23 protein-coding genes, 1 tRNA gene and 4 pseudogenes are annotated in these 25,178 nt (G+C 45.6%); 13 read left to right on the forward strand and 15 right to left on the reverse strand.

Annotation, left to right across the window (positions count from 1 at the left end; genetic code table 11):
* Nucleotides 1–156: 156 nt before the first annotated feature.
* The 3 genes and pseudogenes from Xsze_RS02085 to Xsze_RS02095 all read right to left on the reverse strand — a co-directional run bounded on the left by Xsze_RS02085 (nucleotide 157) and on the right by Xsze_RS02095 (nucleotide 2,222).
* Nucleotides 157–1,320: pseudogene (locus Xsze_RS02085) on the reverse strand (IS3 family transposase).
* Between the two features lie 72 nt (nucleotides 1,321–1,392).
* Nucleotides 1,393–1,881 (reverse strand): annotated as a pseudogene (locus tag Xsze_RS02090) (phage integrase N-terminal domain-containing protein); the annotation flags it as partial.
* A gap of 35 nt (nucleotides 1,882–1,916) precedes the next feature.
* The gene (locus Xsze_RS02095; protein WP_038242508.1) at nucleotides 1,917–2,222 is read right to left on the reverse strand and encodes a hypothetical protein; all 306 of its coding nucleotides are present in this window, start codon (nucleotides 2,220–2,222) and stop codon (nucleotides 1,917–1,919) included.
* Nucleotides 2,223–2,523: 301 nt separating this feature from the next.
* Between Xsze_RS02095 and Xsze_RS23080 the strand changes: the two genes are divergently transcribed.
* The 9 genes from Xsze_RS23080 (at nucleotide 2,524) to Xsze_RS02135 (ending at nucleotide 9,708) form a co-directional block, all read left to right on the forward strand.
* Nucleotides 2,524–2,655, forward strand: coding sequence for a hypothetical protein (locus Xsze_RS23080; RefSeq protein ID WP_255296583.1), 132 nt, complete (start codon nucleotides 2,524–2,526; stop codon nucleotides 2,653–2,655).
* 181 nt (nucleotides 2,656–2,836) lie between these two features.
* Nucleotides 2,837–4,624, forward strand: a complete 1,788-nt coding sequence (locus Xsze_RS02100) for a type VI secretion system baseplate subunit TssF (RefSeq protein ID WP_099139102.1) — start codon at nucleotides 2,837–2,839, stop codon at nucleotides 4,622–4,624.
* 34 nt (nucleotides 4,625–4,658) lie between these two features.
* On the forward strand, nucleotides 4,659–6,674 hold the full coding sequence (tssI, locus tag Xsze_RS02105) for a type VI secretion system tip protein TssI/VgrG (RefSeq protein WP_038240334.1): 2,016 nt from the start codon (nucleotides 4,659–4,661) through the stop codon (nucleotides 6,672–6,674).
* Nucleotides 6,671–7,168 carry a DUF4123 domain-containing protein gene (locus Xsze_RS02110; protein ID WP_038240332.1) on the forward strand — a complete coding sequence of 166 codons (498 nt, stop codon included), beginning with the start codon at nucleotides 6,671–6,673 and terminating at the stop codon, nucleotides 7,166–7,168. The genes tssI and Xsze_RS02110 overlap by 4 nt, the downstream gene beginning before the upstream one ends.
* Entirely contained in the window at nucleotides 7,165–7,509 is a 345-nt protein-coding gene (locus Xsze_RS02115) for a hypothetical protein (RefSeq protein WP_038240330.1), read from the forward strand. Before Xsze_RS02110 ends, Xsze_RS02115 begins: the two co-directional genes overlap by 4 nt.
* Before the next feature lies 1 nt (nucleotide 7,510).
* The gene (locus Xsze_RS02120) at nucleotides 7,511–8,122 is read left to right on the forward strand and encodes a restriction endonuclease fold toxin 5 domain-containing protein (RefSeq protein ID WP_038240328.1); all 612 of its coding nucleotides are present in this window, start codon (nucleotides 7,511–7,513) and stop codon (nucleotides 8,120–8,122) included.
* Nucleotides 8,123–8,133: 11 nt separating this feature from the next.
* Nucleotides 8,134–8,856 carry an Imm52 family immunity protein gene (locus tag Xsze_RS02125; protein ID WP_038240326.1) on the forward strand — a complete coding sequence of 241 codons (723 nt, stop codon included), beginning with the start codon at nucleotides 8,134–8,136 and terminating at the stop codon, nucleotides 8,854–8,856.
* 2 nt (nucleotides 8,857–8,858) lie between these two features.
* Entirely contained in the window at nucleotides 8,859–9,122 is a 264-nt protein-coding gene (locus Xsze_RS02130) for a PAAR domain-containing protein (protein WP_038240323.1), read from the forward strand.
* An 88-nt stretch (nucleotides 9,123–9,210) separates the two neighbouring features.
* Nucleotides 9,211–9,708: a hypothetical protein gene (locus Xsze_RS02135; protein WP_038240321.1), complete on the forward strand. Its 498-nt coding sequence runs from the start codon at nucleotides 9,211–9,213 to the stop codon at nucleotides 9,706–9,708.
* 307 nt (nucleotides 9,709–10,015) lie between these two features.
* Here the strand turns inward: Xsze_RS02135 and Xsze_RS02140 are convergent, their stop codons facing one another.
* From Xsze_RS02140 to Xsze_RS02155, 6 genes and pseudogenes are all read right to left on the reverse strand, one after another.
* Nucleotides 10,016–10,834, reverse strand: coding sequence for a toprim domain-containing protein (locus tag Xsze_RS02140; RefSeq protein WP_342210418.1), 819 nt, complete (start codon nucleotides 10,832–10,834; stop codon nucleotides 10,016–10,018).
* 57 nt (nucleotides 10,835–10,891) lie between these two features.
* Nucleotides 10,892–10,939: pseudogene (locus tag Xsze_RS23180) on the reverse strand (hypothetical protein); the annotation flags it as partial.
* Nucleotides 10,923–11,096 carry a hypothetical protein gene (locus Xsze_RS22045; protein WP_169924451.1) on the reverse strand — a complete coding sequence of 58 codons (174 nt, stop codon included), beginning with the start codon at nucleotides 11,094–11,096 and terminating at the stop codon, nucleotides 10,923–10,925. The pseudogene Xsze_RS23180 and the gene Xsze_RS22045, both read right to left, overlap by 17 nt.
* Nucleotides 11,097–11,204: 108 nt before the next feature.
* The gene (locus tag Xsze_RS02145; RefSeq protein WP_038240319.1) at nucleotides 11,205–11,411 is read right to left on the reverse strand and encodes a helix-turn-helix transcriptional regulator; all 207 of its coding nucleotides are present in this window, start codon (nucleotides 11,409–11,411) and stop codon (nucleotides 11,205–11,207) included.
* Between the two features lie 140 nt (nucleotides 11,412–11,551).
* A pseudogene (locus Xsze_RS02150) lies at nucleotides 11,552–12,826 on the reverse strand (tyrosine-type recombinase/integrase).
* A 165-nt stretch (nucleotides 12,827–12,991) separates the two neighbouring features.
* Nucleotides 12,992–13,076 (reverse strand) — tRNA-Leu (locus tag Xsze_RS02155).
* Between the two features lie 382 nt (nucleotides 13,077–13,458).
* On the opposite strand from Xsze_RS02155, the gene ampH reads away from it, so the two are divergent.
* Nucleotides 13,459–14,676 (forward strand): D-alanyl-D-alanine-carboxypeptidase/endopeptidase AmpH, encoded by a 1,218-nt coding sequence (gene ampH, locus Xsze_RS02160; protein WP_038240315.1) that lies wholly within the window; start codon nucleotides 13,459–13,461, stop codon nucleotides 14,674–14,676.
* A 151-nt stretch (nucleotides 14,677–14,827) separates the two neighbouring features.
* On the opposite strand, the gene Xsze_RS02165 is transcribed toward ampH, so the two are convergent.
* The 4 genes from Xsze_RS02165 to lptF all read right to left on the reverse strand — a co-directional run bounded on the left by Xsze_RS02165 (nucleotide 14,828) and on the right by lptF (nucleotide 18,493).
* Complete coding sequence (locus Xsze_RS02165) at nucleotides 14,828–15,670, reverse strand: EamA family transporter (protein WP_038240313.1); 843 nt, start codon at nucleotides 15,668–15,670, stop codon at nucleotides 14,828–14,830.
* 376 nt (nucleotides 15,671–16,046) lie between these two features.
* Nucleotides 16,047–16,238, reverse strand: coding sequence for a hypothetical protein (locus Xsze_RS22365; RefSeq protein WP_038240310.1), 192 nt, complete (start codon nucleotides 16,236–16,238; stop codon nucleotides 16,047–16,049).
* Between the two features lie 75 nt (nucleotides 16,239–16,313).
* Complete coding sequence (lptG, locus tag Xsze_RS02175) at nucleotides 16,314–17,393, reverse strand: LPS export ABC transporter permease LptG (RefSeq protein WP_038240308.1); 1,080 nt, start codon at nucleotides 17,391–17,393, stop codon at nucleotides 16,314–16,316.
* Nucleotides 17,393–18,493, reverse strand: coding sequence for an LPS export ABC transporter permease LptF (lptF, locus tag Xsze_RS02180; RefSeq protein WP_038240307.1), 1,101 nt, complete (start codon nucleotides 18,491–18,493; stop codon nucleotides 17,393–17,395). Before lptF ends, lptG begins: the two co-directional genes overlap by 1 nt.
* 281 nt (nucleotides 18,494–18,774) lie before the next feature.
* Between lptF and pepA the strand changes: the two genes are divergently transcribed.
* The 3 genes from pepA (at nucleotide 18,775) to Xsze_RS02195 (ending at nucleotide 23,829) form a co-directional block, all read left to right on the forward strand.
* Nucleotides 18,775–20,283 carry a leucyl aminopeptidase gene (pepA, locus tag Xsze_RS02185; RefSeq protein WP_038240305.1) on the forward strand — a complete coding sequence of 503 codons (1,509 nt, stop codon included), beginning with the start codon at nucleotides 18,775–18,777 and terminating at the stop codon, nucleotides 20,281–20,283.
* A gap of 140 nt (nucleotides 20,284–20,423) precedes the next feature.
* Complete coding sequence (locus Xsze_RS02190; protein WP_038240303.1) at nucleotides 20,424–20,918, forward strand: DNA polymerase III subunit chi; 495 nt, start codon at nucleotides 20,424–20,426, stop codon at nucleotides 20,916–20,918.
* Nucleotides 20,919–20,931: 13 nt separating this feature from the next.
* Nucleotides 20,932–23,829, forward strand: a complete 2,898-nt coding sequence (locus Xsze_RS02195; RefSeq protein ID WP_038240301.1) for a valine--tRNA ligase — start codon at nucleotides 20,932–20,934, stop codon at nucleotides 23,827–23,829.
* Between the two features lie 88 nt (nucleotides 23,830–23,917).
* Here the strand turns inward: Xsze_RS02195 and Xsze_RS02200 are convergent, their stop codons facing one another.
* Both Xsze_RS02200 and Xsze_RS02205 read right to left on the reverse strand, forming a co-directional pair.
* Nucleotides 23,918–24,250, reverse strand: coding sequence for an AzlD domain-containing protein (locus Xsze_RS02200; RefSeq protein ID WP_038240299.1), 333 nt, complete (start codon nucleotides 24,248–24,250; stop codon nucleotides 23,918–23,920).
* The gene (locus tag Xsze_RS02205) at nucleotides 24,247–24,933 is read right to left on the reverse strand and encodes an AzlC family ABC transporter permease (protein WP_038240296.1); all 687 of its coding nucleotides are present in this window, start codon (nucleotides 24,931–24,933) and stop codon (nucleotides 24,247–24,249) included. The genes Xsze_RS02200 and Xsze_RS02205 overlap by 4 nt, the downstream gene beginning before the upstream one ends.
* Between the last annotated feature and the right edge of the window lie 245 nt (nucleotides 24,934–25,178).

Below are 25,178 nucleotides of genomic sequence, written 5' to 3' on the forward strand. Positions count from 1 at the left end.
TAGTTGACCAAGGTAGTGATATACCTATGTTGTGATAAGGAAACAGGGTTCGAATGACATTATGGCGCGGGTGATTTAGCCCACAATGACGCCGGATATATGGTCGCAAAACCGTATCAATTCAATGTTTGCATAACCGGGAACGTCCATATATGGTCAACGAAAATTGGTCACCTCCTGAGAGTTTTTCCAAAATACATTTTCTGATTCATTCGGTGTCAACCCATTGTTATACCAATGGGGACGAAGTTGGCTGTAATAGCCCGTTATATAACTGATGATAGAGCGCGTGGCTTCCTCCGCATTTCGATACCCTGTCAATGGGATCCATTCACTCTTCAGACTCCTGAAGAAACGCTCCATTGGCGCATTATCCCAACAGTTACCCCGACGGCTCAGGCTTTGCTTGATCTGGTAATGACTCCATAATTTCCTGAACGCTTTACTGGTATAATGACTGCCCTGATCACTATGAAACAGAACACCCTATGGTTTTCCTCTTGATTCATAAGTCATTTTGAGCGCCTTTTGGTTAATGCTGAATCCGGTGAACAAGACATTGCCCAGCCGACAGGTTTCCGGGCAAACAGATCAATCACCACCGCCAGATAAACCCAACCTTTCCCTGTCCACACAAATGTCACGTCGCCATACCAGAGCTGATTGGGTTCGGTGACCGCAAATTGACGTCCAAGGTGATTAGGGATATCAAGGTGTTCTGGTGTTCCCCGCGGGGACTTATGCCGTGATGGCTGGCAACTGACCAGCCCCATTTCAGCCATTAATTTGCCCGCCAGCCAACGCCCTAATGGCCGACCTTTCGCGGTGACCATCAACGCCATAGTCCGGGCTCCCGCAGAGCCGTGGCTTTCCTGAAAAGCTTCGCGAATTAAGCTCTTTAGTCGAACACGTTCGGGATCTGGCGATTTTTTTCGGGTTCGCCAGGCTTGATAACTGCTGCGATGTATGCCGAAGAGTTGGCAAAGCAAAACGACGGGGTAATGCACTCTGAATCGTTCAATTAACGCAAATTGTTCAGGGAGTCCGAGATCAAGAGTGCCGTAGCCTTTTTTATAATTTCATTTTCTATTTCAAGGCGTTACATTTTTTCTTTAATTCACGGATTTCAAGCTGCTCCGGTGTGATTGGCGTTGCCTTGGGTGAGAGTCCCTGTCGCTCATCCCTTAACTGATTAACCCACTTCCCCATGGCAGATTTACTGACATTCATGACTCTGGCTGCCTCGGCGATAGAATAGTTGTGTTCAAGCACCAGTAGTGCGGATTCCAGTTTGAATTCTGAACTAAAACGTCTTTGCATAATGTCACCTATTTTTTATTGAGGTAAGAATATCACCTCTGTAATGGTGACCAAAATTAGTGTGCCACATCACACGGCTTCTTTAGTACGCAGCCCCAGCACATAGGTCAGTTGCATCACGGCGGCCACGCCCCGGTCTTTTTGCTCGACCTGCTGAAAAATTTCTCTGAACGCTGTCAGTGTCAGCGCAGCCTTCGTGCCCTTGCGGCTCATATCCGCAATACCGAGTGCCCGATTGCTCAGACGCGGATTGTCCGGTGCGGCCAACTTAAGCTTTCCGGCCTGCGCTAAAATCGCTCTCAGTGCTGACATCTCATTTTGCAGTGCCCTGTGACTGATATGGTCAGTCTTACGCTGAGCAATATAGCGCTCAATATATTTCGCCTTGAGGCTATCCATTTGCCTGAGTTTAATGCCGTTGTTTTTCAAATAGTCGAGGAACTGCCTGGCAATGCGCTCCCGGTCAGCGACCGTGGCAAAACTCCCACCGGCTTTTCGGGCATGAGTGATAAATTCTTTCCTGAACCGCTCAACTTTTGAACGCACTGATTTCTGCGCCATCTCCGCATCTCCTGCCACTTTGCCTCTGTTTTTATTCATTTTTCATTCGTTTTTAAACAAATCTCTGCGTGTCGGTTCAGGTTCACCATTCCGTGGTACGTCAGATAATGTGTAGCAGGGCGAGGGTTATGTTGAGTTTTTGCAGGAGTTCGCTGCGTGCTCAGCACGGCGATGACATGCTCCCCGTTCAGAGCCTGATAGCTCAGGATGAACGCCTCATTAATCGTGACGTGGTGTGATGTCTCCTTTTTTACTGCATCGGCCTGTTGCAAGGCAGTGGGTGAAAAACAAACGGAATAAGTCGGTAAGAGGTGAAAAAGTGCCTGTGAAAGCGCTGTCACCCAGTAATACCGGGTTCAAATCGGTCGAAAAGCCAGTCTGGTTGTGCTCTGAACGTTTGCCGCCCGGCGGCGTCACTTGGTAATCGAGCAGCTCATACACAAGTGACGCCGCACAGTATTCGGGACTTATCGCGAGTTAATCAAAGTATGGATTAAGATCGTGCAGGGTTAAATTGTGATGATAAACGTGGCAGGGGACTGCTCTGCGTGAATGATGAGCCGGTGAGTCCAGAAACCGGATAACTTTCATCGCCAGACGAGGGGTTATTGTCCAACGATATCTGCTTCCAAAAGTGCGCAGATGTACCGCAATACTTGCTCTCCCTTTCAGGCTACGGGAGATTTATTTCGCCACCCGAAGGCGATCCTGACAGGCGATGGATCGTTATTGTCAGCAAAGATGTTATCGGTTGAAGTGAAGGGGGTCAAATGATTACTGCGATTGTTTTTTAAGATTTTTCTTGAATCGTAAAAAAAATGAAACCCATCAATTAAATTAACGGATAATTGCGTATCATAGCCAAATTTAGTCCAAATTATTTTTTATTTATAAATATTTCAAATGAAATGCCGATAGATTATTCACTCGGACATCTGCGCAAAAAAGGAGAGACATGAAAAACCATAAAGAATCTCTATACCTGCAAGAGCTGGCTTGGTTGCGCGAAAAAATGAAGTTAACCGCAGCGGAAAACTTCTATCTGGCCGAATTGCTGGAGCATCCCAATGATCCGGATATCCTGCGGATTATGGAGGGTTTTGCCCTGCTGTCTTCCGGTGTGTGCAGTAAAATTGATGATACCTGCCCCGAAGTGTCCCATGAAACACTCGCCCGTATCTGGCCGCATACCCTGCGGCCTGTACCTCCAACCACGATTATGCAGTTCACGCCCCACCAGGGCGTGCATCAGGGTGCCGCTCATATTCCCAAGGATACACCGGTAACGGCCGCTGAGGGAGAACAGAATCTACAGTTTCATACCTGCCGTGATTTGCCTGTTGAGCCGTTTGTGGTGTTGGATAAACAGATCCAAAAAACCCGCGAATACAGCGATATTGTGCTGACGCTACAGCAAACGGGAAATACATCTCCTGTCTGGTCAGGCGGAAAACTGCATTTCTTTTTGGGTTCCGACCCAAACCGCGCCGCCCAGTTAAGTTTATGGCTGGATATGCAGATTGAGGAGGTTTATCTGCTGACAACGGAAAACGAAATCAGGCTCAGAAGCAGTGATTTTCTGGGCTGGAGTGAAAACTTCCGGCAAACATTATTGCCCACCGAAGACCTGCCTTTTGCCCGTCTGCAACAAATGACTGAATATTACTGCCTGCCTCATGTGTTCAGTTTCATGACGCTGGATATCAGGGAGCAACGCGAATTGCAGTTAAATCCGGATAATACTTGTGAGCTGATTATCCGCCTGAACGGGGAACTGCCGCTGGATTCACTGGGGGATGCTTTTCAGCTTGGTTGTGTGCCTGCGGTTCATCTGGAGCCGATGGTCAGTCAGCCCATGTCATTAGAGCCGGGTAATGCCTGTTATCCGCTGACGCTGGCAGATACCGTGCGGCTTTTCCGTACGGAAAACATTCAGACAGCCAAACAGCCCGGCGAAAAAACGGTGCCAGGAAGCGCCTCGCGTGGTAAACCCTGCTGCTTCCTGCCCATTGACCAATTCCAATCCAAAAGCGACTGGCTGCTGAATGAGGGCGATCCTGATAACGTCTACTTTCAGTCATGGGTCACAGACGATTTACTGGGACGTCTGCATAACCAGATCCGCTTTATTGGTATGGATGGCGCGGCGGCGAAGAATTTGCCACCCCAGACAGTGTGCGCCCATGTTTCCGGCTACCATATTCAGGCCATGCAATTGGGTATTGGTGAAATTACGCACACACAGGCATCAGTGCCGGCGCATTTACACGCCCGCAATATCACGGCGGTGTCACCCGATTTTCCACCCATGGTGATGGGTAAATCCGACTGGCCGCTGATCGATTTTTTAAACTGTCCGCCTTTTTTGCTGTTCAATGCTGAATCGCTGAAAGGATTTTTGCGTCTGTATGATTGTTATGCGGATCATGATCGCATGCTGAGCCGCCGGATACAGCAGCATATTAACGGCATTGTGCAAATTGACGCCCGGTCAGATGCACGTATTGACAACACGAAAGAGGGACAGGGGCGTCCCATTAATGGTCACTATCTGCATATCACCCTTGATCCAGACTGTTATGACAATGACGGCATCATGTACCAGTTCTGCCGGGTAATCGACGAACTGCTGACGTGTTTTGTTGTGCAGAATAATTTCATCCTGCTCACCATTTACCGGCAGGGTGAGTCACAGGCGTTATGGACATTCCGGCAGCGTACCGGGCGGCGCAGTGAAATGTAGTGCCTTGAGATGTTAATGAAGATAAGGAGATAAAATGCTAAAAAGTGGATTGCGTTTTCTTTGCCGGGTAGGGGATTTGCCCGAAGAGACGTTTGCCGTGGCGGATTTTACCCTGCGGGAAGGGCTGTCTGACCTCTTCACCCTGAACCTGACACTGGTTCAGTCTTTACCTGACAACCCGTTTAAACCCAAGCCGGAAATCGATTTAACTGCGCTGTTGATGCAGGAAGCCGTGTTACAAATCTTCCACGGGGAATCTGAACAACGCAAAATCACCGGGATTATTTCCCACGCTGACTGGTGCGGTACTGACGGTAACAAGACCCTGTATTCCTTCACCGTGCGCCCTTTCCTCTGGCGGCTGACGCTCAATCAGGACAGCCATATTTACCATCGCCAAAGTGTGCCGGATATCCTTAACTTGTTGTTGAAAAAACATTATGTCCGTGCCGATTCGCAACTGGAAAATCCCCATCACAACCGGGAATACACCACCCAGAAACGGGAGTCGGACTATGCTTTTTTCTGCCGGCTGGCGGCCGAAGAGGGGATCAGTTTTTGGTTTGAAGATGAAACGCTGTTTTTCAGTGACAGCCATCTGGGGATGACGGCCAATCTACCGCTGCAATACCAGCCCCAGCCTGACACCGCCCACGGGCAGGATGTGATTTATCAGGTACGTCTTGGCGTCAGCATGGCACCCAAACGCAGTATTCACCGGGATTACAACCCGGACAGGCCACTTTCTCCGGTGTACCAATTGGAGAGCAGCCCGGAATATCAGGCATTAGGCTCACTCACCCCCTACACCATTTACGAGAGCTACGGACGTTTCCAGCAGGAAGCAGAAGGCAAACCGTTCGTGAAATACCGCCATGAAGTGCTGAAAAACCAGACGCAACGGGGTAATGGGCAGAGCAATTGCATCAAACTGCAGCCGGGCAAAATCTTCGAAATCGAAAATCACCCCCATACCCCGCTCAATACCCGTTGGCAGGTTATTGAAATCAGCCATCATGGGCGTTGCCCACAGGCATTGGGCGATAACAGCGGCGAGGGCACCACACTCAGCAACGATTTCAGCTTTATCGACGGTTTTGCCGACTGGCGACCGCCGTTTCATTACAAGCCACTGGCAGACGGTGATGAAAGCGCCACCGTTGTTGGGCCGGAAGGCGAAGAAATCTTCGTTAATAAAGATGGAGCCATCAAAGTGCATTTTCACTGGAACCGCTACGACAAGGCCGATGACAGTGCCTCCTGTTGGGTGCGTGTGACACAGGGTTGGAACGGCAATGGGTTTGGCTTTATGGCGATCCCACGCATCGGGCAGGAAGTGATAGTCTCTTATCTCAACGGCGATATTGACCGGCCAATAGTGACGGGCTGTGCCTATAACGGCCTGAATCGCCCGCCACTGGATTTACCGTCTGCCAAAACCCGCACCACGTTTAAAACCAAAACCCACAAAGGCGACGGGTTTAACGAACTGCGTTTTGAGGATGCCAAAGGCAGTGAAGAAGTGTTTATTCATGCGCAAAAAGACATCAAAGCGCAGGTGCTCAATGATGAAACCCACAATGTAGGCCATAACCGGACACACCACATTAAAAATGACGCCCATTTACGCATTGATAATGAATATCGCGTACAGGCAGGCAATGATATTTCGCTGTCAACCGGGCAAAAGCTCCATATCAAAGCCGACGATGCGCTGTTAACCCAAAGCGGCAATGAAATTCATTTGAGTTCTGGAACTAAAGTTGTGATTGATGCCGGTTCTGAATTGACCATTCAAGCCGCTGGTCATTTTCTGAAAATCGATGCGGGCGGGATCAGCAGCAGCTCTGCCGTTAATATGGGGAGTGGTTCACCGGGCAATGGTTCAGGTTGGGGCGGAAAATTGCCGGATATGTTAGATAAGTTGTCATCCATTAATGTGGCTCAAGCGGAAAAAGTGTCAGTCACCCCGCCAGAGAAAATTTGTATTAGTTGCTTGATGAAAGCTGCATTAGGCGGTTCTGCCATGGTTATCAGGGGGCAATCATGATTTCAGTGTCACAGGAAGAATGGCAGAAATATCAAACAATGCACCCTAATATGAAAAGGTATGCGTTGGTTGATGGCTTACAGTATGAACGACTCTTTGATGAAGAATTAACTTACCTTGCAGGGCTGAATAATCCGCTGTTTCGCCAATTTCCGGATTCTGAAATCGCCTTTGCCGGGCCGTGGTTATTTGACATTACTCACGATACGATATTAATGGAACGGTTCTTAACTTTGGAAAAAACTTTTCCTGCTGTTTCATGGGTGTATACGCCACAGTCGTTGGATGCACTGACCCGTCATTTCGAACCCTACTTGAACGTTCAATTGGAAAGCGGCGAAACAGCCCTGCTACGTTTTTACGATCCGCGCATTCTGCATCAAATCCCAGATATTTTTAGTCAGGAACAGCTAACCGCATTCACACAATCGATTGATGAATGGGAATATTGGCTGAATGATCAGTTTTATTCTGTGAAAGGAGCACAACGATGATAAAACTCAGTCAGGAACAGGTCGGTAAATTTATCGATGCGGAAGATGAAGCTTATATCACCAACGTTCGAAAGCAAATTCAGTCAGAACATGCTGAATTAGTCAGAGATGAAAGCGAACAAAGCTTGCATAAACGGTTAAAAGAAGCGTATCTGGATTTGATTGATATGGGGTTTAAAGATGAGAAATTAATACGTTCTTACCTCTATCTTGTGGCATTTAATCGTAATTATCACGCATCCCCTGAAATTAAAAACATGTTGAACGCAGGTGATAATCCAGAACAGCAATACCGTGATTACCTGCTAATACTAGATAATTTAATGAAAAGGAAACATTAAGATGCCAGTACCTTTATTTTTTGCCGTCCCTGCAATTGCGGCAGCATTTGAATACACTTTAACTGCTATGGCTGGGATAGCAATTGGAGTTGGTGTAGGAGTCGGTATCAATGAAGCCACAAAAGATAAGGAAGATGAAAAAGATAATGCTAAATCAGACACAGAAGTTATTACTTCATCTCGTACTAAATGTAAAGAATGCCCGGCTATAGGTAATGTCAGTCCTTATTGGGAAGTAGTTAGTATTTCAGCTATATCAACCATTTACCAGATTCAGATTTGTAATTCTGTATATGACGCTGCAACAAATCGTATTCAGGTTTGGAACTGCAAGGTTGTTCGTTTCGATGGTTGGAAACCTGAACAATGTCTGTTTCTTGAAGCTAAAGCTAAACATAAGCAATTTTTTAAAAATGGTACCCCTCAAGGATGGTGGGTGGGACATGAATCGATGCAAAATCAAGCACAGCGACAACAAAATGTATGTATTTCATTCGAGGGTATTCCAAATTCTCATTGGCATTTTATGGAAGCTGAAATAGCTGCTTATTATTCCAATGTATTTTCTATCCATACAAACATTAAAGTTTTTCACACACCATTCGTAGAGTAATTGAGGAATATATGAATATCTCATCACTGGAAATAGAAGTATATTTTGATTGGAAAGAACAATTAACACCTAAATTAATTTTTTCTGATTTATACCAAATAACTTCGCAACTTGATAGATTATTTGGACGCAATAAAACTTGGTATTTACCAGGGCATACACGTAAAGAGGCTATTCTGTATCCTGTTTTTGATGATCAAGCTCCAACAGATAAGGCGCTTTGTGAATTTGAATCGAGTTATAAGAAAAACTTTCCTTTTATTGGAAAGCAAATTTGGGATGGGGAATCTGATGATCTTTCATGTTCAATATTTTATCAAAATTACCGAGTGGAACAGTTGGGTAAAACAAAAATATCTTTGAATTTAAATATTAAAGAGAGTGAGTTCCAGTTTCCACTATTAGTTGAATTTGTTAGGTTTCTTATTTCCAGTAGATGTTATTCTTACATTGCAGTTGAGGCAAATAGATATACAGCAAACAAAAAAAAGGTATTTCCTGATCGCTTAGGGGCTGGTTGTATGATTTATTTACCTACAGAAATTGATACAACTTCAGTTCCAATGGCAACAGAACTTTTACCTATCCCTGATAAAGCAGGTAATGTGGGCACATTGATTATTGCCACAAAAGATATTTTTGATATAGACAATAAAGAACATATCAATAAATCCAATGATATCGAAATCTGTTTGCGGGATTTACAGTTATTACCACTAATAGCAGAGATATAACTATGGCAGGCAAAGCGGTTATTCGATTAAACGACACAACAGATCATGGTGGTCAGGTTATTAGCGCTATTAATGATTATGTTTATCAAGGTATACCTATTGCCGCTAAGGGTGATTTAGTCGCCTGCCCAAAATGCAAAGGAACCTTTCCGATTGTCGAAGGGAGCAGTAATTTAAAATATCAAGGAAAAAACATTGCATTGGAAGGTATGCAAACCGCCTGTGGTGCAAAATTGATTGCCAGTCAGAACGGATTTTGCGCTTGATATCGTGTTGTTGTAGTCAGCTATGAGTTTATCAGCTCATAGCTGATGTTGAATTTATACAATAAGTGCCGAAGAGAAATAAAATAATATGAATGACTCCTATTTAATGTTTGTACCTAAAGACCCTTCCTATATTCCAGAATCATCAGCAATGGATGCCACAACCGATTATATAAATACACTGAGAAGAAAACCGGCGAGGCATTTTGCAGGGATACCTTATATTGAGCATTATGTTGGTGAAGATATAGAACTGTTTCATGGTATGGAACTTTTTAGAATACCTTCATGCCGATGCTGTAAAAGTAATATTACAGAATGGTGGAATGAAAAAATGGATTATATTTGGCATCAAGAATCAAGGCTGGGAAAAATCCATACAAAGTGGGCAGTCCCTTGTTGTGGACAAACACTGTCGCTTCCTGAGTTAGATTACCAGAACTGTGGCGCGTTCGGCTGCTATGCTTTGATATGCAATGACAGAGAAATGGAACTTGTCCACACGGAAGAAGGATTGCAGTCAGTTATCAACACAGTTGAGAAGTTATTGAAAACTCCCGTCAATATTGTCTGGCAATATATATAATGGTGCTATTATCGAAGATTTTACGCTGGATTGGCAGAATCTAGAGCATCTTAGGTTTGAAATCCCAAATTAATTGCCAGTCAGGAAGATCTTCTTATTTCACCGAACATAAACATCTTGGCTTGTTTAACACGACACTGACGCGCTACGCTTGTCTTCCCTGATTTATCTGGTTAATGTATTAGCCAGATAAATCAGGGATCTTGAAAAATACTATACCCGCCAGAAAAACCATTTTTATTTAACCCCCCACCCTATTAAAGAATTAGGGATAAAACTGTTCACCTATAAATATTTTTATTTAAATTCATTGGCTGGCACCCATCTGACATAAGGTCAGTTTTGACGATTCGCCATCATTGGGCTGAATCGCAGCTTTTTTCGTTATGGGTGCCGGTTGATAAAGCCCTTGAACAAACGTCAGCTTTGCCGTTTCTACACCGTGTTGTTGGCGGTAGTCGTCCCAATCGGCTTTATGTTCTGTCGGCGGTAACGTGATCCAACCATTCACTGCAATAGCCGCTTTTTCTACCGAGATTTTACCAACATTCTTTTTGGGTTTGCCGTTTTTATCCCGTTCGTCCGGTTCGTGCCAGTCATTATCTGCGGCAATAATGATTTTTGTGTCCGGCCAGTACTCCCGAACGGCTTTTGCCACTGGGCATAAATTTCCCTCATCCAGTGCCGCCAGAATCAGGCCATTATATAACTGGCTGACCGTCAGTGCAGTAGCGTAACCCTCGGTAATGATGACTGTGTCGGGATGTTCGCCCGGCTCAGACAGGGCGATAAATGCTCCTTTCTTTTGAGTACCAAACAGGTGTTTTCTTTTTCCACCCGGCCTGATAAGCAGCGCACCCGTGACTTTCTTGTCCAGTGTTGTTAGTGGCAACAATAAGGAGCCATCTTCAAGCAATTGCTGATTGGGGCATTGCAGCCCCTTTGCGCTCAGGTATGGCGAATGTCCGGTAACGGATTTTGCCACCAGTGCCGCCACTTTTTCGGCAATTGGCCATGTTGTGTAAGTGGTTTCTCTGGCTGGCTTGGGTTCAGGTAAAGGCAATGCCAGTGTATTTGCGACGATTTTCGCCGCCTCAGTAATAGAAATTCCTTTGGTTCTTGCCACCAAATCCAGCCCATCACCATAGTTTGGGGTATCACACTGGCGGCAATGCCAGTTACCATGATGGTGATCATCAATAAAGTGAAAACGGTCAGTGCCGCCGCAGATCGGGCAGGCACCATGTTTGTCTTTTGCCGGGATATTGATGCCACACGCAGGCAGCAGATTTTTTCACAGATTGGATCAGGTCGAGTGTTTTTTGACGCGTGGTCTTATCTGAAGATGTAAATTTAGGGTGAGTTTGGGTATGCTGTATATCAGCCATCATCGTTACCTCAATTAACGGTTGTTGGTCAGACGCCCCGGTTGTGTTCGCGCACTCTGGGGCGTTGTTTTTTTATATTACGTGTTTTATGTCATGTTCTTTTAGGTGTTATGCTGCCCGTGATCCTGCAATACGTTGTGCAATCCAATTATCAATTTCTGATTCAATAAACGCGACTGAACGAGAACCGAGTTTGACTTGTTTCGGAAACTCTCCATTGCTAATCAATTTGTAAATCCACGCCTTGCTATAACCCGTTCTACGTTGAACTTCCGGCAAACGAATAAGATTTTCTTTCGGTGCTGTCATTGTCATATTTTTTCTCCTGTTACCGAGTCCTTGAGCGCTCATCGTGGACGTTATTGGATGACAGGCGAATTATTGAAAAAACCCCCTTAAATGAACAGTGTTAATTGTTTTTCTTACAATGAGAATTAATGGATTAAAAAAATGCACTATCGGTTTTTACTGTCGCGCAGTGGTTTGGCGAAGTCATACGGTGTAATGGGTTTTTCCCGGTTGGCATCCAGATAATCCGCCCACCACTGCACCATCAGCCTCCGTTCGTCCAGATGTTTGGAGGTGTGAATATAGGCTGCCCGGACGTTGTTTCGTTCGATATGGCTTAACTGGCGCTCGATCGCGTCATCACTCCACAGGCCGGATTCTCCCATCGCACCGCGTGCCATTGTGCGGAATCCGTGGCCACAAACTTCTGTTTTAGTGTCATAGCCCATAGCACGCAAAGCATTATTTACGGTATTTTCACTCATGACTTTCTTTGGATCGTGATCGCCGGGGAACATCACTTCACTATCCCCACTCAATCCATGTAATTTTTCAATAAGTGATACAGCCTGGCGACTCAACGGCACAATATGTTCGGTTTTCATTTTCATACCACGCTGAGAATGCTTAACCCTTTCAATGGGTTTTCGTGTCGCCGGTATATGCCAAACAGCCCTTTCAAGATCGATTTCTTCCCAACGGGCAAACCTCATTTCACTGGAACGAACAAACGTTAATAAAGTTAGTTCTACCGCGATCTTAGTAAGTAAGCGCCCACGGTAACAAGAAAGACGAGTCAAAAACTCAGGTAGACACTCATTAGGTAGGGCAGGATGATGTTTAGATTTTACTGTGATGAGAGCGCCAGCCATATCATTGGCAGGGCTATATTCAAGAATGTCATTTTGGACTGCGTAACGCATGATGGCAGTTACACGCTGTTGTAAACGCTGAGCTACATCATGTTTACCATCAGTATCAACGGCTTTGATAGGAGTTAACAGTTGGCTGGTTCGCAAAGTACGTACATCAAGAGCGCCAATATGGGGGAATATGTACTGTTCAAGGCTTCGCATAATCCGACCACTGTGATCTTCACTCCACCGTTTATTACTCGCGTGCCATTCGCGAGCAATATGCTCGAATGTAAATATTCCCTCTGATTCGGATTGTGCCTCTTTTTGTTCGGCTTTGGGATTAATCCCTTGAGCAAGTAATTTCTTAGCTTCGTCTCGTTTGGCTCAGGCATCAGCTAAGGACACCGTCGGGTACACACCAAAAGCCAATCGATCTTCTTTTTTATCTGTTGGACGGCGATATTTCATTCGCCAATATTTTGAACCGCGTGACGAGACGTCTAAATAGAGACCGCCGCCATCGGCGAGTTTGTAGGTTTTTTCTTTGGGTTTTGCAGTTTCGATTTGTCGTGCATTAAGTTTCATTGTTAAGGGCATTCTCATAATCGAACGGTAAGAGCCCCGAATTATGGCCTTCGCTGCATCTTGATTGCAACGGACTACAGTAGGCGTCAGGATAACGAAATATCTTGATTTGGTGGGATTTTTAGGGATTTTGTAGACTTGGGTAGACGTTAGTAAACTAACGAATGGTGCCGAAGGCCGGACTCGAACCGGCACACCCGAAGGCGGTTGATTTTGAATCAACTGCGTCTACCGATTTCGCCACTTCGGCACTGAAGGGTTCGGAGAACGGGGGCCATTATACCTGTCAGAAGATCATTCGCAACACTTATCCTTTCCAATCTTGTTTAAGTGATGAAAAAAAAGACATTCGCGCTGTTTTTTAACCAATCTCGTTCAAAACACAATCAATTCTACCCATAACCGGCCCTTATTACTTTCACACAATTCCTTCCGGCCAATAGACAACCTTCAAACTCCTTATATAATTCCAAACAATACAATGCAATGAGGTGAATTATCATGACTATTATCAGCTGGATTTTTACAGGCATCCTAGTGGGTATCATTATCGGTGCCATTATGGCAATGCTTAAGAAAAAGAAATAACCACTTTTCCCTATTCGAACACGCCCTGATTGGTTAACCCAAAAATGAAAAAATGGCTCTATAAACTCTGCACAGTTTCCACCCTAACATGGACGATTACAGCTTGTGCCAGTTCTGATCATGCGGACCAGAACATATACCAGAAACCCCATGTACAGCCGGCAAAGTGGGAAGTTTTTCAGGGTAATAACAATACCAAAAAAATGGCCATGGCACTTGTCGATCAATATTCTCAATCCATTTTTAATGAGAGCAACCCTTCAGGAATGGCCATGGTTGTGATCGATAACAATCAGGTTGTGCATCGCAGCTTTGGGGAAACTTATCCAGGGAGCGGTATTAAACCCAATAAGGATTCTTTGATTCGTATCGCTTCCATTACTAAATTAATGACCAGCGAGGTCATGATCAAATTAGCACAGAAAGAACAGATTCAGATTACCGATCCATTGCAAAAATATACGCATCACGGTGTTCGCGTACCGGATTATGGCTCAGGAAAACCCATCCGGCTATATCATCTGGCAAGTCACACCAGCGGGTTGCCACGGGAACAACCCGGGGGAAAGTGGGGACGCCCTGTATTTATCTGGCCAACTCAGGATAATCGCTGGACTTGGCTGAAAACCGCTGAAATAGAGGCAGTACCGGGTACAACAGCGTCATATTCCAATCTGGCCTATGATTTATTGGCGGATGCCCTTTCCAAAGCGACTGGAGAGCCTTATTCCCGTCTTCTGCAAAAGGAGATAACCCGCCCTTATCACATGAAAGATACCACGCTGACACCCACGCAATCCCAATGTGCCCGCTTGATAGAAGGCGTTAAGTCCAGCCCTTGCGTGAATACCATTGCCGCCGCAGGCAGCGGTGGTATTTATTCCACCCCCTCAGATATACAACGCTGGATGCAACAGTTTTTGTCTTCCCAAAATCAGTTACGTAAACAAACCGCCAGTCGTGAACAAGGGGTCTATTTTAAGCGAGCGGATCTGCAATCAATCAAAGGGATGGATGTTGCCGGTACCGCTGATGGCATCGGGCTGGGTTGGGTATATATGGATGCGAAAGATAATATCCCCGGTATTTACCAAAAAACCGGCGGGGGTGGCGGATTCAATACCTATATGGCGATGATCCCTGAACAAAATATTGGTGTATTTGTGGTGATTACCCGCAAGGAGCAAAGCAAGTTCAGCCGTGTGACAAACGGAGTCAATGAATTAGTGGCCGCATTGGTACGCAATCATCATCAGGTTTAGCCTGATAGCCTCCTTGCCCTAAAGAAAAGGGGAAGTCGCAAAAAGTTAAGCTCACTTTTGCGGCTCCCTCTGAGTAATGGGCTTTATGGCGTTTTGGGTAAATAAAGTCATATGGACAAGATAAATACTTCAGATTTTGACAATATCACTGCTATTTGAAAATGGTAAAAAAAATGCCGACCAGCACAAGTAAAGTACAAGACAATTTTATTGGCCCTATCCTCTCTTTAAGTATCCATGCACTGAAAATAATGCCAAAGATCACACTGGTTTCTCTCAAAGCAGATACTAATGCAGCAGGACTTCGTGCAAGAGCAAGAATAATTAAACCATGTGCCGCAGACATAACGGCGCCATTAACCATACACGTTTTTCCATTGCGATTAATATAATCAAATAATCGCCGCCTATTTACAGATGCAGCAATCACAAACATTAAAGCCCCTTCCAGCACAAACAACCAAAGCACATACGAGAATGCTTCGCCACTGAGTCGTGCACCTTTACTGTCAAGCAATGTAAATACGGTAATGAAAGCCGCAGTGCCAAGAGCAAAACTAATAGCCCGCCCTTCATGGTTATTTGGAAGACCCCGATGGAAACTCAACCACATAATACCGATAGCAATAGCGATAATTCCCACTACCTGAGAAAGAGCCAAATGAATATCAAGCAAAATGACAGAAAGCAATGTCACAAGTAATGGTGTTGCACCACGTGCAATAGGATAAACTTGGCTCATATCGCCATATTTATAGCCAAGGCTCAGACAAATTCTATATCCAGCATGAAGCGGGGCTGAAATAATGAGAATTTTCCAAGCACCTGCATTTATTCCGGGGGTAAATAAAAGCAATAATGCGCAAAGTATACCTGAAGTCGCGGCCATAACAGTAAGAGATAAAAATTTATCTTCATCTTTCTTGACGAAAAGATTCCAACCTGCATGCATAATTGCCGAAACCATCACTAATCCAAATGAAAAAGGGTCCATATATTTTCATCCTTATTTAAAGGCATATCTTATTAACTTGATTATCACTATATTGAATGATCTTGTGGCAATACCACAATCTGCGGAATATTAATATGGCTGGGTTGTGTCATCACCCAACGAATTGTCTCTGCCACATCATCCGCATTTAATGGCCGAGTTATATTTCTTGATATTGACGGATGAATTGCAAGATCTCGATGCAATTCGGTATGGACAGGACCTGGGGCAATACATGAAAGCTTTACTGGACTTTTCGCAAATTCAAGACTCAATGCTTCACATAAAGCTTCAACAGCATGTTTCAGGAAAAGATAAGTGAATCGAAATGCGGCTTACACATTAACTCTAGCCATGTGACATCATTTATCAATATCTATTTCATTAATAGTTCCTGTATGATTAATACCCCATTATTAATGGCAACATCTATTCTTCCAAATTTATCCATCGCTGCGTCAATTAAAATACCGGGAGCCGATTCGTCAATTAAATCACCGGATAGCCAATATAGATTTCCTAATTCTTGCTGTGCCTGCTCTTCGCCGTTTACGGTGGGAGCAGTCACAAAAAGAGCTCAGAAAAAATCGCCCCCACTATTGAAAGTGGAGGCGATAGGGATTTTTGATTTTATGCCAATCTGTCAGGTTTTTTTATGCAAGAGCAAGTAAATACTGATGCTAAAGAACAACAAACTTGGCAACAACGCCCCCAATACTGGCGGCATACTATAAACCAGACTGAGCGGGCCAAAAATTTCGTTCAATACGTAGAAAATAAAGCCCATGCTGATGCCCACAACAACTCTGAATCCCATCGGTACGCTACGCAATGGGCCGAATATGAAAGAAAGTGCCATTAGCATCATTACCGCAACGGATAAAGGTGCGAAGATCTTTTTCCACATATTGAGTTGATAGCGCCCTGCATCCTGTTGCCCCTGTTTAAGGTAAGCAATGTATTGATGCAGGCCCCGGATGGAGAGTGCTTCAGGATCAAGGGAAACAACTCCCAGCTTTTCAGGTGTCAGCCGGCTTGGCCAGTCAGCAGAAATACGCTGTGACCCCGTGATCTGGTTAAATTGCGTTAAATCAGATTCTTCAACCTGAGATAATTTCCACAAATGATTGTCTTCATCATAGACTGCGGAAGCGGCATATCTCACCGATAACAGTTTTTTCTTGTCATTGAAATGGTAGATACTGACACCATTCAAAGCGTTATCTTTACCTACGCTATGAATGTAGACAAAATCCTGACCATCTTTTGCCCACAAACCTTTGGTTGTCGACATCAATGAGCCACCGAACATTTTTTGGGAGCGATAATTACGGGCAAGTTGCTCTCCCTGCGGAGCAACCCACTCTCCAATCACCATCGTCAACAAAACCAGCGGAATTGCGGTTTTCATGACAGAGCCTGCCACTTGCAAGCGAGTAAATCCCGAAGCCTGCATGACCACAAGCTCACTGCGCGTTGCCAGTGCCCCCAACCCCAATAGTGCCCCAAGCAAGGCTGCCATTGGAAAAAAGATCTGGATATCTTTGGGTACACTCAGCAAGGTGTAAATGCCCGCTGAAAATGCCGTGTATTCCCCCTGACCGACTTTGCGCAGCTGATCAACAAATTTGATGATGCCGGAAAGTGATACCAGCATAAACAAAGTCATCAGGATGGTTTGCAGAATTGTCCGGCCGATATATCTGTCCAATACCCCAAACATCATGACGCCCCTTGATTCTTAAAGCGTGAACGCAGTTTGCGCATGGGTACGGTATCCCACAAATTAAGTACGATTGCCAAGGCAAAATACGAACCGTTAACCAGCCACATCCAGAACATGGGGTCAAGTTTGCCTTTGCTGCCATTGGAACGCAGGGAGCTTTGCAGCAAGAAGAAAACCAGATACAGCAGCATTGCAGGCAGCATACTGAGTACCCGCCCCTGACGCGGGTTCACAACACTTAAGGGGACAACCATCAACGCCATGATCAGGACAGAAACAATTAATGTCAGGCGCCAATGAAATTCGGCCCGGGAATCATCATCGGTGTGATGCCAAAGCTGTTCAATGGATTGTTGCTCAACTTTACTGTTATCGATATCCGCTTTTTTATGCCCGATGACAGCCTGATAATCCGTAAATTCCGTGATACGGAAATCACGCAGCATGGCTGTACCTTCATAACGTGTCCCTTTGTGCAGCACCGCAACTTGATTGCCATTCGGGCGTTCTTCCATATGCCCGCCATCGGCCATTACAACAGAAGGACGCTGATCATTCGACGGCTGGAGCTGGGCCAGAAAGACATTCTCAAAGTTATGGCCTTTCACATTTCCGATATAAAGCACCATATTACCATCGCGGGAAGGTTTAAACTGCCCTTCCACGAAGGCGGCAAGGCTTGGATTGGCTTTTGCATCCGCCAGCACTTGCTCCTGATGTTTAGAGGACCACGGAGTGAACCATATGACGTTGGCCGCCGCCACTGCGGCTGTCAGCAATGCCAGAATAAGGGCGGATTTCACCAAGACACTTTTGCCCAATCCGCAGGCATGCATGACGATGATTTCACTTTCGGTATAAAGTTTGCTGAATGTCATGAGTACCCCGAGAAATAGACTCAAGGGCAAAATAAGTTGCGCCATCTCTGGCACACCTAAACCTAACAACGATAAAACCAAATTTGCGGGAATATTGCCTTCAACTGCCCCACCCAATACCTCAACTAATTTCTGGCTGAAAAAGATCAGCAATAAGATGAAAAGTATTGCAATTTGGCTTTTCAGGGTTTCCCGTACTAGATATCTAATGATGATCACGCTTATTACGCCTGTGAAAACTTGTCTTTTTGCAGGAAAGTCGCTAACTTCGTCGTATATCTACCATTTATATGCATCAGTTTGGCTTCCCCATTGCTAAAATGATACCAAAGCATTCCATATATTGGTTCCCAAATTAGAACATACTTATCGTTAGCTAAGTACTAAAAAATAATGCGCTTAGCTTAGCATAACAGTTACTTTCCTTTGGGATTAATTAATGCGCAACGTGATATTTTAGCGATTGTATCCGTCTTTGTCTTTAAGATTCAGGAGAACGCATGGAGTTTAGTGTAAAGAGCGGTAGCCCGGAGAAACAGCGCAGTGCCTGTATTATTGTCGGCGTATTTGAACCACGCCGTCTTTCCCCTATCGCAGAGCAGCTTGACAAAATAAGTAACGGCTATATCAGTGCCTTATTGCGCCGGGGGGAACTTGAAGGCAAGGTGGGTCAAACCTTGTTGCTGCATCATGTTCCTAATGTGCTGTCTGAACGTATTTTACTGGTTGGCTGCGGAAAAGAACGTGAACTGGATGAGCGTCAATATAAGCAAATTATCCAGAAGACAATCAACACCCTCAACGAAACCGGTTCAATGGAAGCAGTTTGCTTCTTGACTGAACTGCACGTAAAAGGGCGCAACAATTACTGGAAAGTGCGTCAGGCAGTCGAAACAGCCAAAGAATCACTGTATGTTTTTGATCAGCTCAAGAGCAGCAAAAATGAGCTGCGTCGCCCCTTGCGCAAAATGGTGTTCAATGTCCCGACCCGCCGCGAATTAACCAGCGGTGAACGCGCTATCCAGCACGGTCTTGCCATTGCATCCGGTATTAAGGCGACAAAAGATCTGGCCAACATGCCACCCAATATCTGTAATGCTGCCTATCTGGCATCACAGGCGCGCCAGCTTGCTGACAATGCCGATAATCTGACAACCAAGGTCATTGGTGAAGAGCAGATGAAAGAGCTTGGCATGAACTCCTATCTGGCGGTGGGTCAGGGTTCACAAAATGAATCCCTGATGGCAGTCATGGAGTATAAAGGCAGCAAAGACGCCAATGCGAAACCCGTCGTACTGGTGGGCAAAGGGCTGACTTTTGACTCTGGCGGCATCTCCATTAAACCTTCCGAAGGCATGGAAGAGATGAAATATGACATGTGCGGCGCTGCTTCCGTTTATGGCGTCATGCGTGTTGTTGCCGAGCTGAAATTGCCCATCAATGTCATCGGTGTTCTGGCTGGCTGTGAAAACATGCCTGGCGGACGTGCCTACCGTCCGGGCGACATTTTGACCACCATGTCCGGCCAAACCGTCGAAGTGACCAATACGGATGCAGAAGGCCGTCTGGTACTGTGTGATGCCCTGACTTATGTTGAGCGCTTTGACCCTGAGCTGGTCATTGATGTCGCCACACTGACCGGTGCTTGTGTTGTTGCACTGGGTAGCCATTATACCGGCCTGATGTCCAACCATAATCCGCTGGCACATGAACTGCTGAATGCTTCGGAACAAGCCGGAGATCGTGCATGGCGCCTGCCGTTGGGCGATGAGTATACCGAGCAGTTGGAATCCAATTTTGCCGATATGGTGAATTCATGTGGGCGTTCGGGTGGTGCCATTACCGCTGGCGCGTTTCTGGCCCGCTTTACCAGCAAATACAACTGGGCTCATCTGGATGTTGCGGGAACAGCATGGCGTTCAGGTAAAGCAAAAGGGGCCACCGGCCGGCCGGTTGCGCTCTTGTCACAATTCCTGTTAAATCGTTCAGGTTTGAATTCTGATGATTAATGCCCGGCCGCAGATTTCATTTAACGAAAACATTTAATGAAAATGTGGCATAAAAGTAAGGGAATGAGTGACATTAAGGGTATTGCAGATGCAATACCCTTTTCCATCATCGTTTCCTATAATCTTGCAGCCAATAAACTATGAAAAACGCCACCTTCTATTTATTAGAAAAGCTACCATTAGAAAAGCCGCCATTAGAAACGCGGTCACCGGAACAATCATCATTTTCTGATGAGTTGCAGCCACATGAATGGCTGGCATGTCAGCTTGCTGCTGACCAATGGCGGGCAGGGAAGCGGGTTCTGATTGCTTGTGAAAGCCAGCAACAGGCCGAAAAACTGGACGAAGCATTATGGCAACGGGAACCCAGTCAATTTGTACCGCACAACCTTGCCGGAGAAGGCCCGCGTTATGGCGCACCGGTAGAACTGTGCTGGCCACAAAAAAGAAGCAATGCCCCCCGGGATGTTCTGGTGACACTGCTTCCTCACTTTGCAGACTTTGCCACAGCTTTCCATGAAGTGATAGACTTCGTTCCTATTGATGAAAATCTAAAACAGTTAGCTCGCGAACGATATAAATCCTATCGTGGCGTTGGCTTTAATTTGACCATGGCAACCCCGCCAACCTATTGAATATCAAGATACAATGGAAAAGACACCCGCTAATCAAACGCATTCTGAGCCATCTCTCGATAAAACATACAACCCGACAGAGATAGAGCAACCTCTTTATAAGCACTGGGAACAGAGCGGTTATTTCAAACCGAATGGCGATACCAGCCGCGAAAGTTTCTGTATCGTCATTCCGCCGCCCAACGTCACCGGCAGTCTGCACATGGGTCACGCATTCCAGCAGACAATTATGGATACAATGGTGCGTTACCAGCGCATGCAGGGTAAAAATACACTGTGGCAATCAGGTACTGACCACGCAGGTATTGCGACACAAATGGTTGTTGAGCGTAAAATCGCGGCAGAAGAAGGTAAAACCCGCCACGATTACGGCCGCGACGCTTTTATCGATAAAATCTGGCAATGGAAAGCGGAATCGGGTGGCACCATCACCAATCAAATGCGTCGCTTGGGTAACTCCGTAGATTGGGAGCGTGAACGCTTCACTATGGATGAAGGGCTGTCTAAGGCCGTTAAAGAAGCCTTCGTTCGCCTTTATCAGGATGATCTGATTTACCGTGGCAAACGCCTCGTAAACTGGGACCCCAAACTGCGCACTGCAATTTCCGATCTGGAAGTTGAAAACCGTGAAGTCAAAGGATCTATGTGGCATCTGCGCTATCCGCTGGCTGACGGCGCGAAAACCGCTGAAGGCAAGGATTACCTGATTGTCGCCACCACACGCCCGGAAACCATGCTGGGCGATACCGGTGTTGCGGTTAACCCGGAAGATCCCCGTTACAAGGACCTGATTGGCAAAGAAATCCTGCTGCCGCTGGTCAACCGTCGCATTCCTATCGTTGGCGATGAGCATGCGGACATGGAAAAAGGCACTGGCTGCGTGAAAATCACCCCCGCCCACGATTTCAATGACTATGAAGTCGGTAAGCGCCACAGCCTGCCCATGATCAACATCCTGACTTTCGACGGTGACATCCGCGAAACCGCAGAAGTGTTCGATACCAACGGTGAAGTTTCTGAAATCTACTCAAGCGACATTCCTGCCGAATACCGTGGCATGGAACGTTTCTCTGCCCGTAAAGCGATTGTGGCTGAGTTTGAAAAACAAGGCCTGCTGGTTGAGATCAAACCCCATGACCTGACAGTTCCTTACGGCGACCGTGGTGGTGTGGTTATCGAGCCAATGCTGACTGACCAATGGTACGTCCGTACTGCACCACTGGCAAAAGTCGCCATTGAAGCCGTTGAAAGCGGTGACATTCAGTTCGTGCCGAAACAGTACGAAAACATGTACTACTCTTGGATGCGTGATATCCAGGATTGGTGCATCTCCCGTCAATTGTGGTGGGGTCACCGTATTCCGGCATGGTATGACGCGCAAGGCAATGTCTATGTTGGCCGCGATGAAGAAGAGGTCCGCCGTGAAAACAATCTGGGCGCTGACATTGTTCTGAGTCAGGATGAAGACGTTCTGGATACCTGGTTTTCCTCTGGCCTGTGGACATTCTCCACCCTTGGCTGGCCTGAGCAGACCGAAGCCCTGAAAACCTTCCACCCGACTAATGTGCTGGTGAGTGGCTTCGACATCATTTTCTTCTGGATTGCCCGCATGATCATGATGACCATGCACTTCATCAAAGATGAAAACGGCAAACCGCAAGTGCCCTTCAAAACGGTCTACATGACGGGTCTTATCCGTGATGATGAAGGCCAGAAGATGTCAAAATCCAAAGGGAACGTTATCGATCCGCTGGATATGATTGACGGCATTTCTCTGGAAAACCTGCTGGAAAAACGTACCGGCAATATGATGCAGCCGCAGTTGGCTGAGAAAATCAGTAAACGCACTGAAAAGCAATTCCCGGAAGGCATTGAAGCCCACGGTACTGACGCCCTGCGTTTCACACTGGCCGCACTGGCTTCAACAGGCCGTGATATCAACTGGGACATGAAACGTCTGCAAGGTTATCGCAACTTCTGTAACAAACTGTGGAATGCCAGCCGTTTTGTGCTGATGAACACTGAAGGACAGGATTGTGGTCAGAATGGCGGTGAAATGTCGCTTTCTCTGGCAGATCGCTGGATTCTGGCAGAATTCAACCAGACCGTGAAAGCCTATCGCGAAGCGCTGGATACTTACCGTTTCGATATTGCTGCCAACATTCTTTACGAATTCACGTGGAACCAATTCTGTGACTGGTATCTGGAGTTGTCCAAGCCTGCGATCAACAAAGGTTCAGAAGCGGAAGTCCGTGCGGCTCGCCATACCCTGATTGAAGTATTGGAAGGTTTGCTGCGTCTGGCGCACCCGATCATTCCTTTCATCACCGAAACCATCTGGCAGCGCGTGAAAGTGGTCAAAGGCATTGATGCCGATACCATCATGCTGCAATCTTTCCCTGAATTCTCTCAGGAGAAAGTGGATGAACTGGCGCTGAACGATCTGGAGTGGATCAAAGAAGCCATCATTGCAGTACGTAATATTCGTGCAGAAATGAATATCGCGCCAAGCAAGCTACTGGAAGTTCTGCTGCGTAATGCAAACGAAGATGCACAACGCCGTGTTGCTGAAAACCTCAACTTCATTCAGGCAATGGGCCGTCTTTCTGCTGTTACCGTTTTGGCAGCAGGTGAAGAAGCACCGGTTTCTGTTACCAAGCTGATCAACGGAGCAGAAATACTGATCCCAATGGCAGGTCTGGTTGATAAAGAGGCAGAGCTGGCACGTCTGGATAAAGAAATCGAGAAGCTGGATAAAGAGATCAACGGCATTGAAGGCAAACTGGCTAACGAAGGGTTTGTCAGCCGTGCGCCGGAAGCGGTTGTTGCCAAAGAGCGTGAACGTCTGGCAACCAATAACGAAGCGAAAGCGAAGTTACTGGCACAGAAAGAAACCATCGCTGCACTGTAATTTATACTGATTGGCATTTATTCAAACCACTGCAATTTTCTTTGCAGTGGTTTTTTATCTTATATCACTTTTAGCTTAATCATAACGTTTAACCTAATAACCTCTGCACGACCATAAAGAAGACCAACGAAAATCCCAAACTCTTTAAAATTGAATGTGTATATTTACTGATGAAATAAGCTAAAATTACCGTTATCAACGCAATCACATATTTAATATTAAATTGATCAATTACTTCACTCAGAGATAAATTATTCAGGGAAATATTGACAATAATGGTTCCCAAAATAAAACAGATAGCATAATCCAATGAAGTAATCAGCAGATTTTTTCCCTTAAACAATCGGTGATTACTGACCAGAAAAGGAGCCGCCCTTAACACAAAACTCACCATCCCCATGGCTACAATCAACAACATCATGATGCTTTATCCTTTCTCAGATTCCGCTCAACAAGTGCGATCACAACCCCGCACAAAATCGGTAACGCCAGATCCATTAATTGAATATCCATTTCATTCAATAATGGAGCACATACTCCTCCCATTACCGTTGCCAGTACCGACATATCCTTGCCCGATCGTTTGGCAGTCAGAGATGCAAAATGAATGGGAACCAACATCACCAAAGACAGAGAAAGGAACTCATAATTCAAATGTTCTGCTGAAATATACCCCAATAAAGTGGCACAAAATGTAATCACAAAACAAGGAATGGCAACCCCCAGATAAAAATGAAACTGAGATTTCCCATCTGCCATATTTCCCACAGATGCAGAGATATATGAATGTGTTACCGCATACGTGCTGGCACTAACCCCCAGCATCGACAGTAAAATATTCCGTTTTGGTATGCCCTGAAAATATTGCGTCATCACCATTGCCATCAGGAAAAAACGAAAATTGATCAGCAAGGCCAGAATGATCATGGAAAATAATGTGCCATCAGCCAAATAGCCAACCGCAGCTACCTGCAACGGGGCGGCATATATGAGTAATGACCCGGCCAACGTTTCCAATAATGGAACGCCATGGCTTTGATAAAGCACGCCAATCGACACAAAAATAAGAAAGAAAGAGATACAGACAGGTAGAGAATGAACCATACCCTTTCGGAATAATGGGCTTAGCACTTGGCACCTATATTTACAATTGAATTTAACGGTGTGGGATAATCGATATATACCCAATGGGCTTTATGTAAAAGAATGGCCATCTCATTGCTATACATTATGAATAGAGAAACCCAAATATATCAGGCCATTATGTCATGACAATTTTTTCAGAAATTTTTGTGACATGCTTCCGTTTAATTAAAATCAGCCATCTGATAATAAACACAGTTTACAGT

The organism is Xenorhabdus szentirmaii DSM 16338, from assembly GCF_002632585.1.
Taxonomy (GTDB): Bacteria; Pseudomonadota; Gammaproteobacteria; order Enterobacterales; family Enterobacteriaceae; genus Xenorhabdus; species Xenorhabdus szentirmaii.

What these genes read in the sequence shown, in the direction of transcription:
- Xsze_RS02190 (WP_038240303.1), top strand. Translation starts at nt 20,424, where the DNA reads ATGAAAAACGCCACCTTCTATTTATTAGAAAAGCTACCATTAGAAAAG.
- Xsze_RS02115 (WP_038240330.1), top strand. Translation starts at nt 7,165, where the DNA reads ATGATAAAACTCAGTCAGGAACAGGTCGGTAAATTTATCGATGCGGAA.
- ampH (WP_038240315.1), top strand. Translation starts at nt 13,459, where the DNA reads ATGAAAAAATGGCTCTATAAACTCTGCACAGTTTCCACCCTAACATGG.
- Xsze_RS02205 (WP_038240296.1), bottom strand. Translation starts at nt 24,933, where the DNA reads ATGGTTCATTCTCTACCTGTCTGTATCTCTTTCTTTCTTATTTTTGTG.
- Xsze_RS22045 (WP_169924451.1), bottom strand. Translation starts at nt 11,096, where the DNA reads ATGGCTGATATACAGCATACCCAAACTCACCCTAAATTTACATCTTCA.
- Xsze_RS02145 (WP_038240319.1), bottom strand. Translation starts at nt 11,411, where the DNA reads ATGACAATGACAGCACCGAAAGAAAATCTTATTCGTTTGCCGGAAGTT.
- Xsze_RS02195 (WP_038240301.1), top strand. Translation starts at nt 20,932, where the DNA reads ATGGAAAAGACACCCGCTAATCAAACGCATTCTGAGCCATCTCTCGAT.
- Xsze_RS02125 (WP_038240326.1), top strand. Translation starts at nt 8,134, where the DNA reads ATGAATATCTCATCACTGGAAATAGAAGTATATTTTGATTGGAAAGAA.
- pepA (WP_038240305.1), top strand. Translation starts at nt 18,775, where the DNA reads ATGGAGTTTAGTGTAAAGAGCGGTAGCCCGGAGAAACAGCGCAGTGCC.
- Xsze_RS02110 (WP_038240332.1), top strand. Translation starts at nt 6,671, where the DNA reads ATGATTTCAGTGTCACAGGAAGAATGGCAGAAATATCAAACAATGCAC.
- lptG (WP_038240308.1), bottom strand. Translation starts at nt 17,393, where the DNA reads ATGTTTGGGGTATTGGACAGATATATCGGCCGGACAATTCTGCAAACC.
- Xsze_RS02200 (WP_038240299.1), bottom strand. Translation starts at nt 24,250, where the DNA reads ATGATGTTGTTGATTGTAGCCATGGGGATGGTGAGTTTTGTGTTAAGG.
- Xsze_RS02100 (WP_099139102.1), top strand. Translation starts at nt 2,837, where the DNA reads ATGAAAAACCATAAAGAATCTCTATACCTGCAAGAGCTGGCTTGGTTG.
- Xsze_RS23080 (WP_255296583.1), top strand. Translation starts at nt 2,524, where the DNA reads ATGTACCGCAATACTTGCTCTCCCTTTCAGGCTACGGGAGATTTATTT.
- Xsze_RS02135 (WP_038240321.1), top strand. Translation starts at nt 9,211, where the DNA reads ATGAATGACTCCTATTTAATGTTTGTACCTAAAGACCCTTCCTATATT.
- Xsze_RS02165 (WP_038240313.1), bottom strand. Translation starts at nt 15,670, where the DNA reads ATGGACCCTTTTTCATTTGGATTAGTGATGGTTTCGGCAATTATGCAT.
- Xsze_RS02130 (WP_038240323.1), top strand. Translation starts at nt 8,859, where the DNA reads ATGGCAGGCAAAGCGGTTATTCGATTAAACGACACAACAGATCATGGT.
- Xsze_RS02120 (WP_038240328.1), top strand. Translation starts at nt 7,511, where the DNA reads ATGCCAGTACCTTTATTTTTTGCCGTCCCTGCAATTGCGGCAGCATTT.
- tssI (WP_038240334.1), top strand. Translation starts at nt 4,659, where the DNA reads ATGCTAAAAAGTGGATTGCGTTTTCTTTGCCGGGTAGGGGATTTGCCC.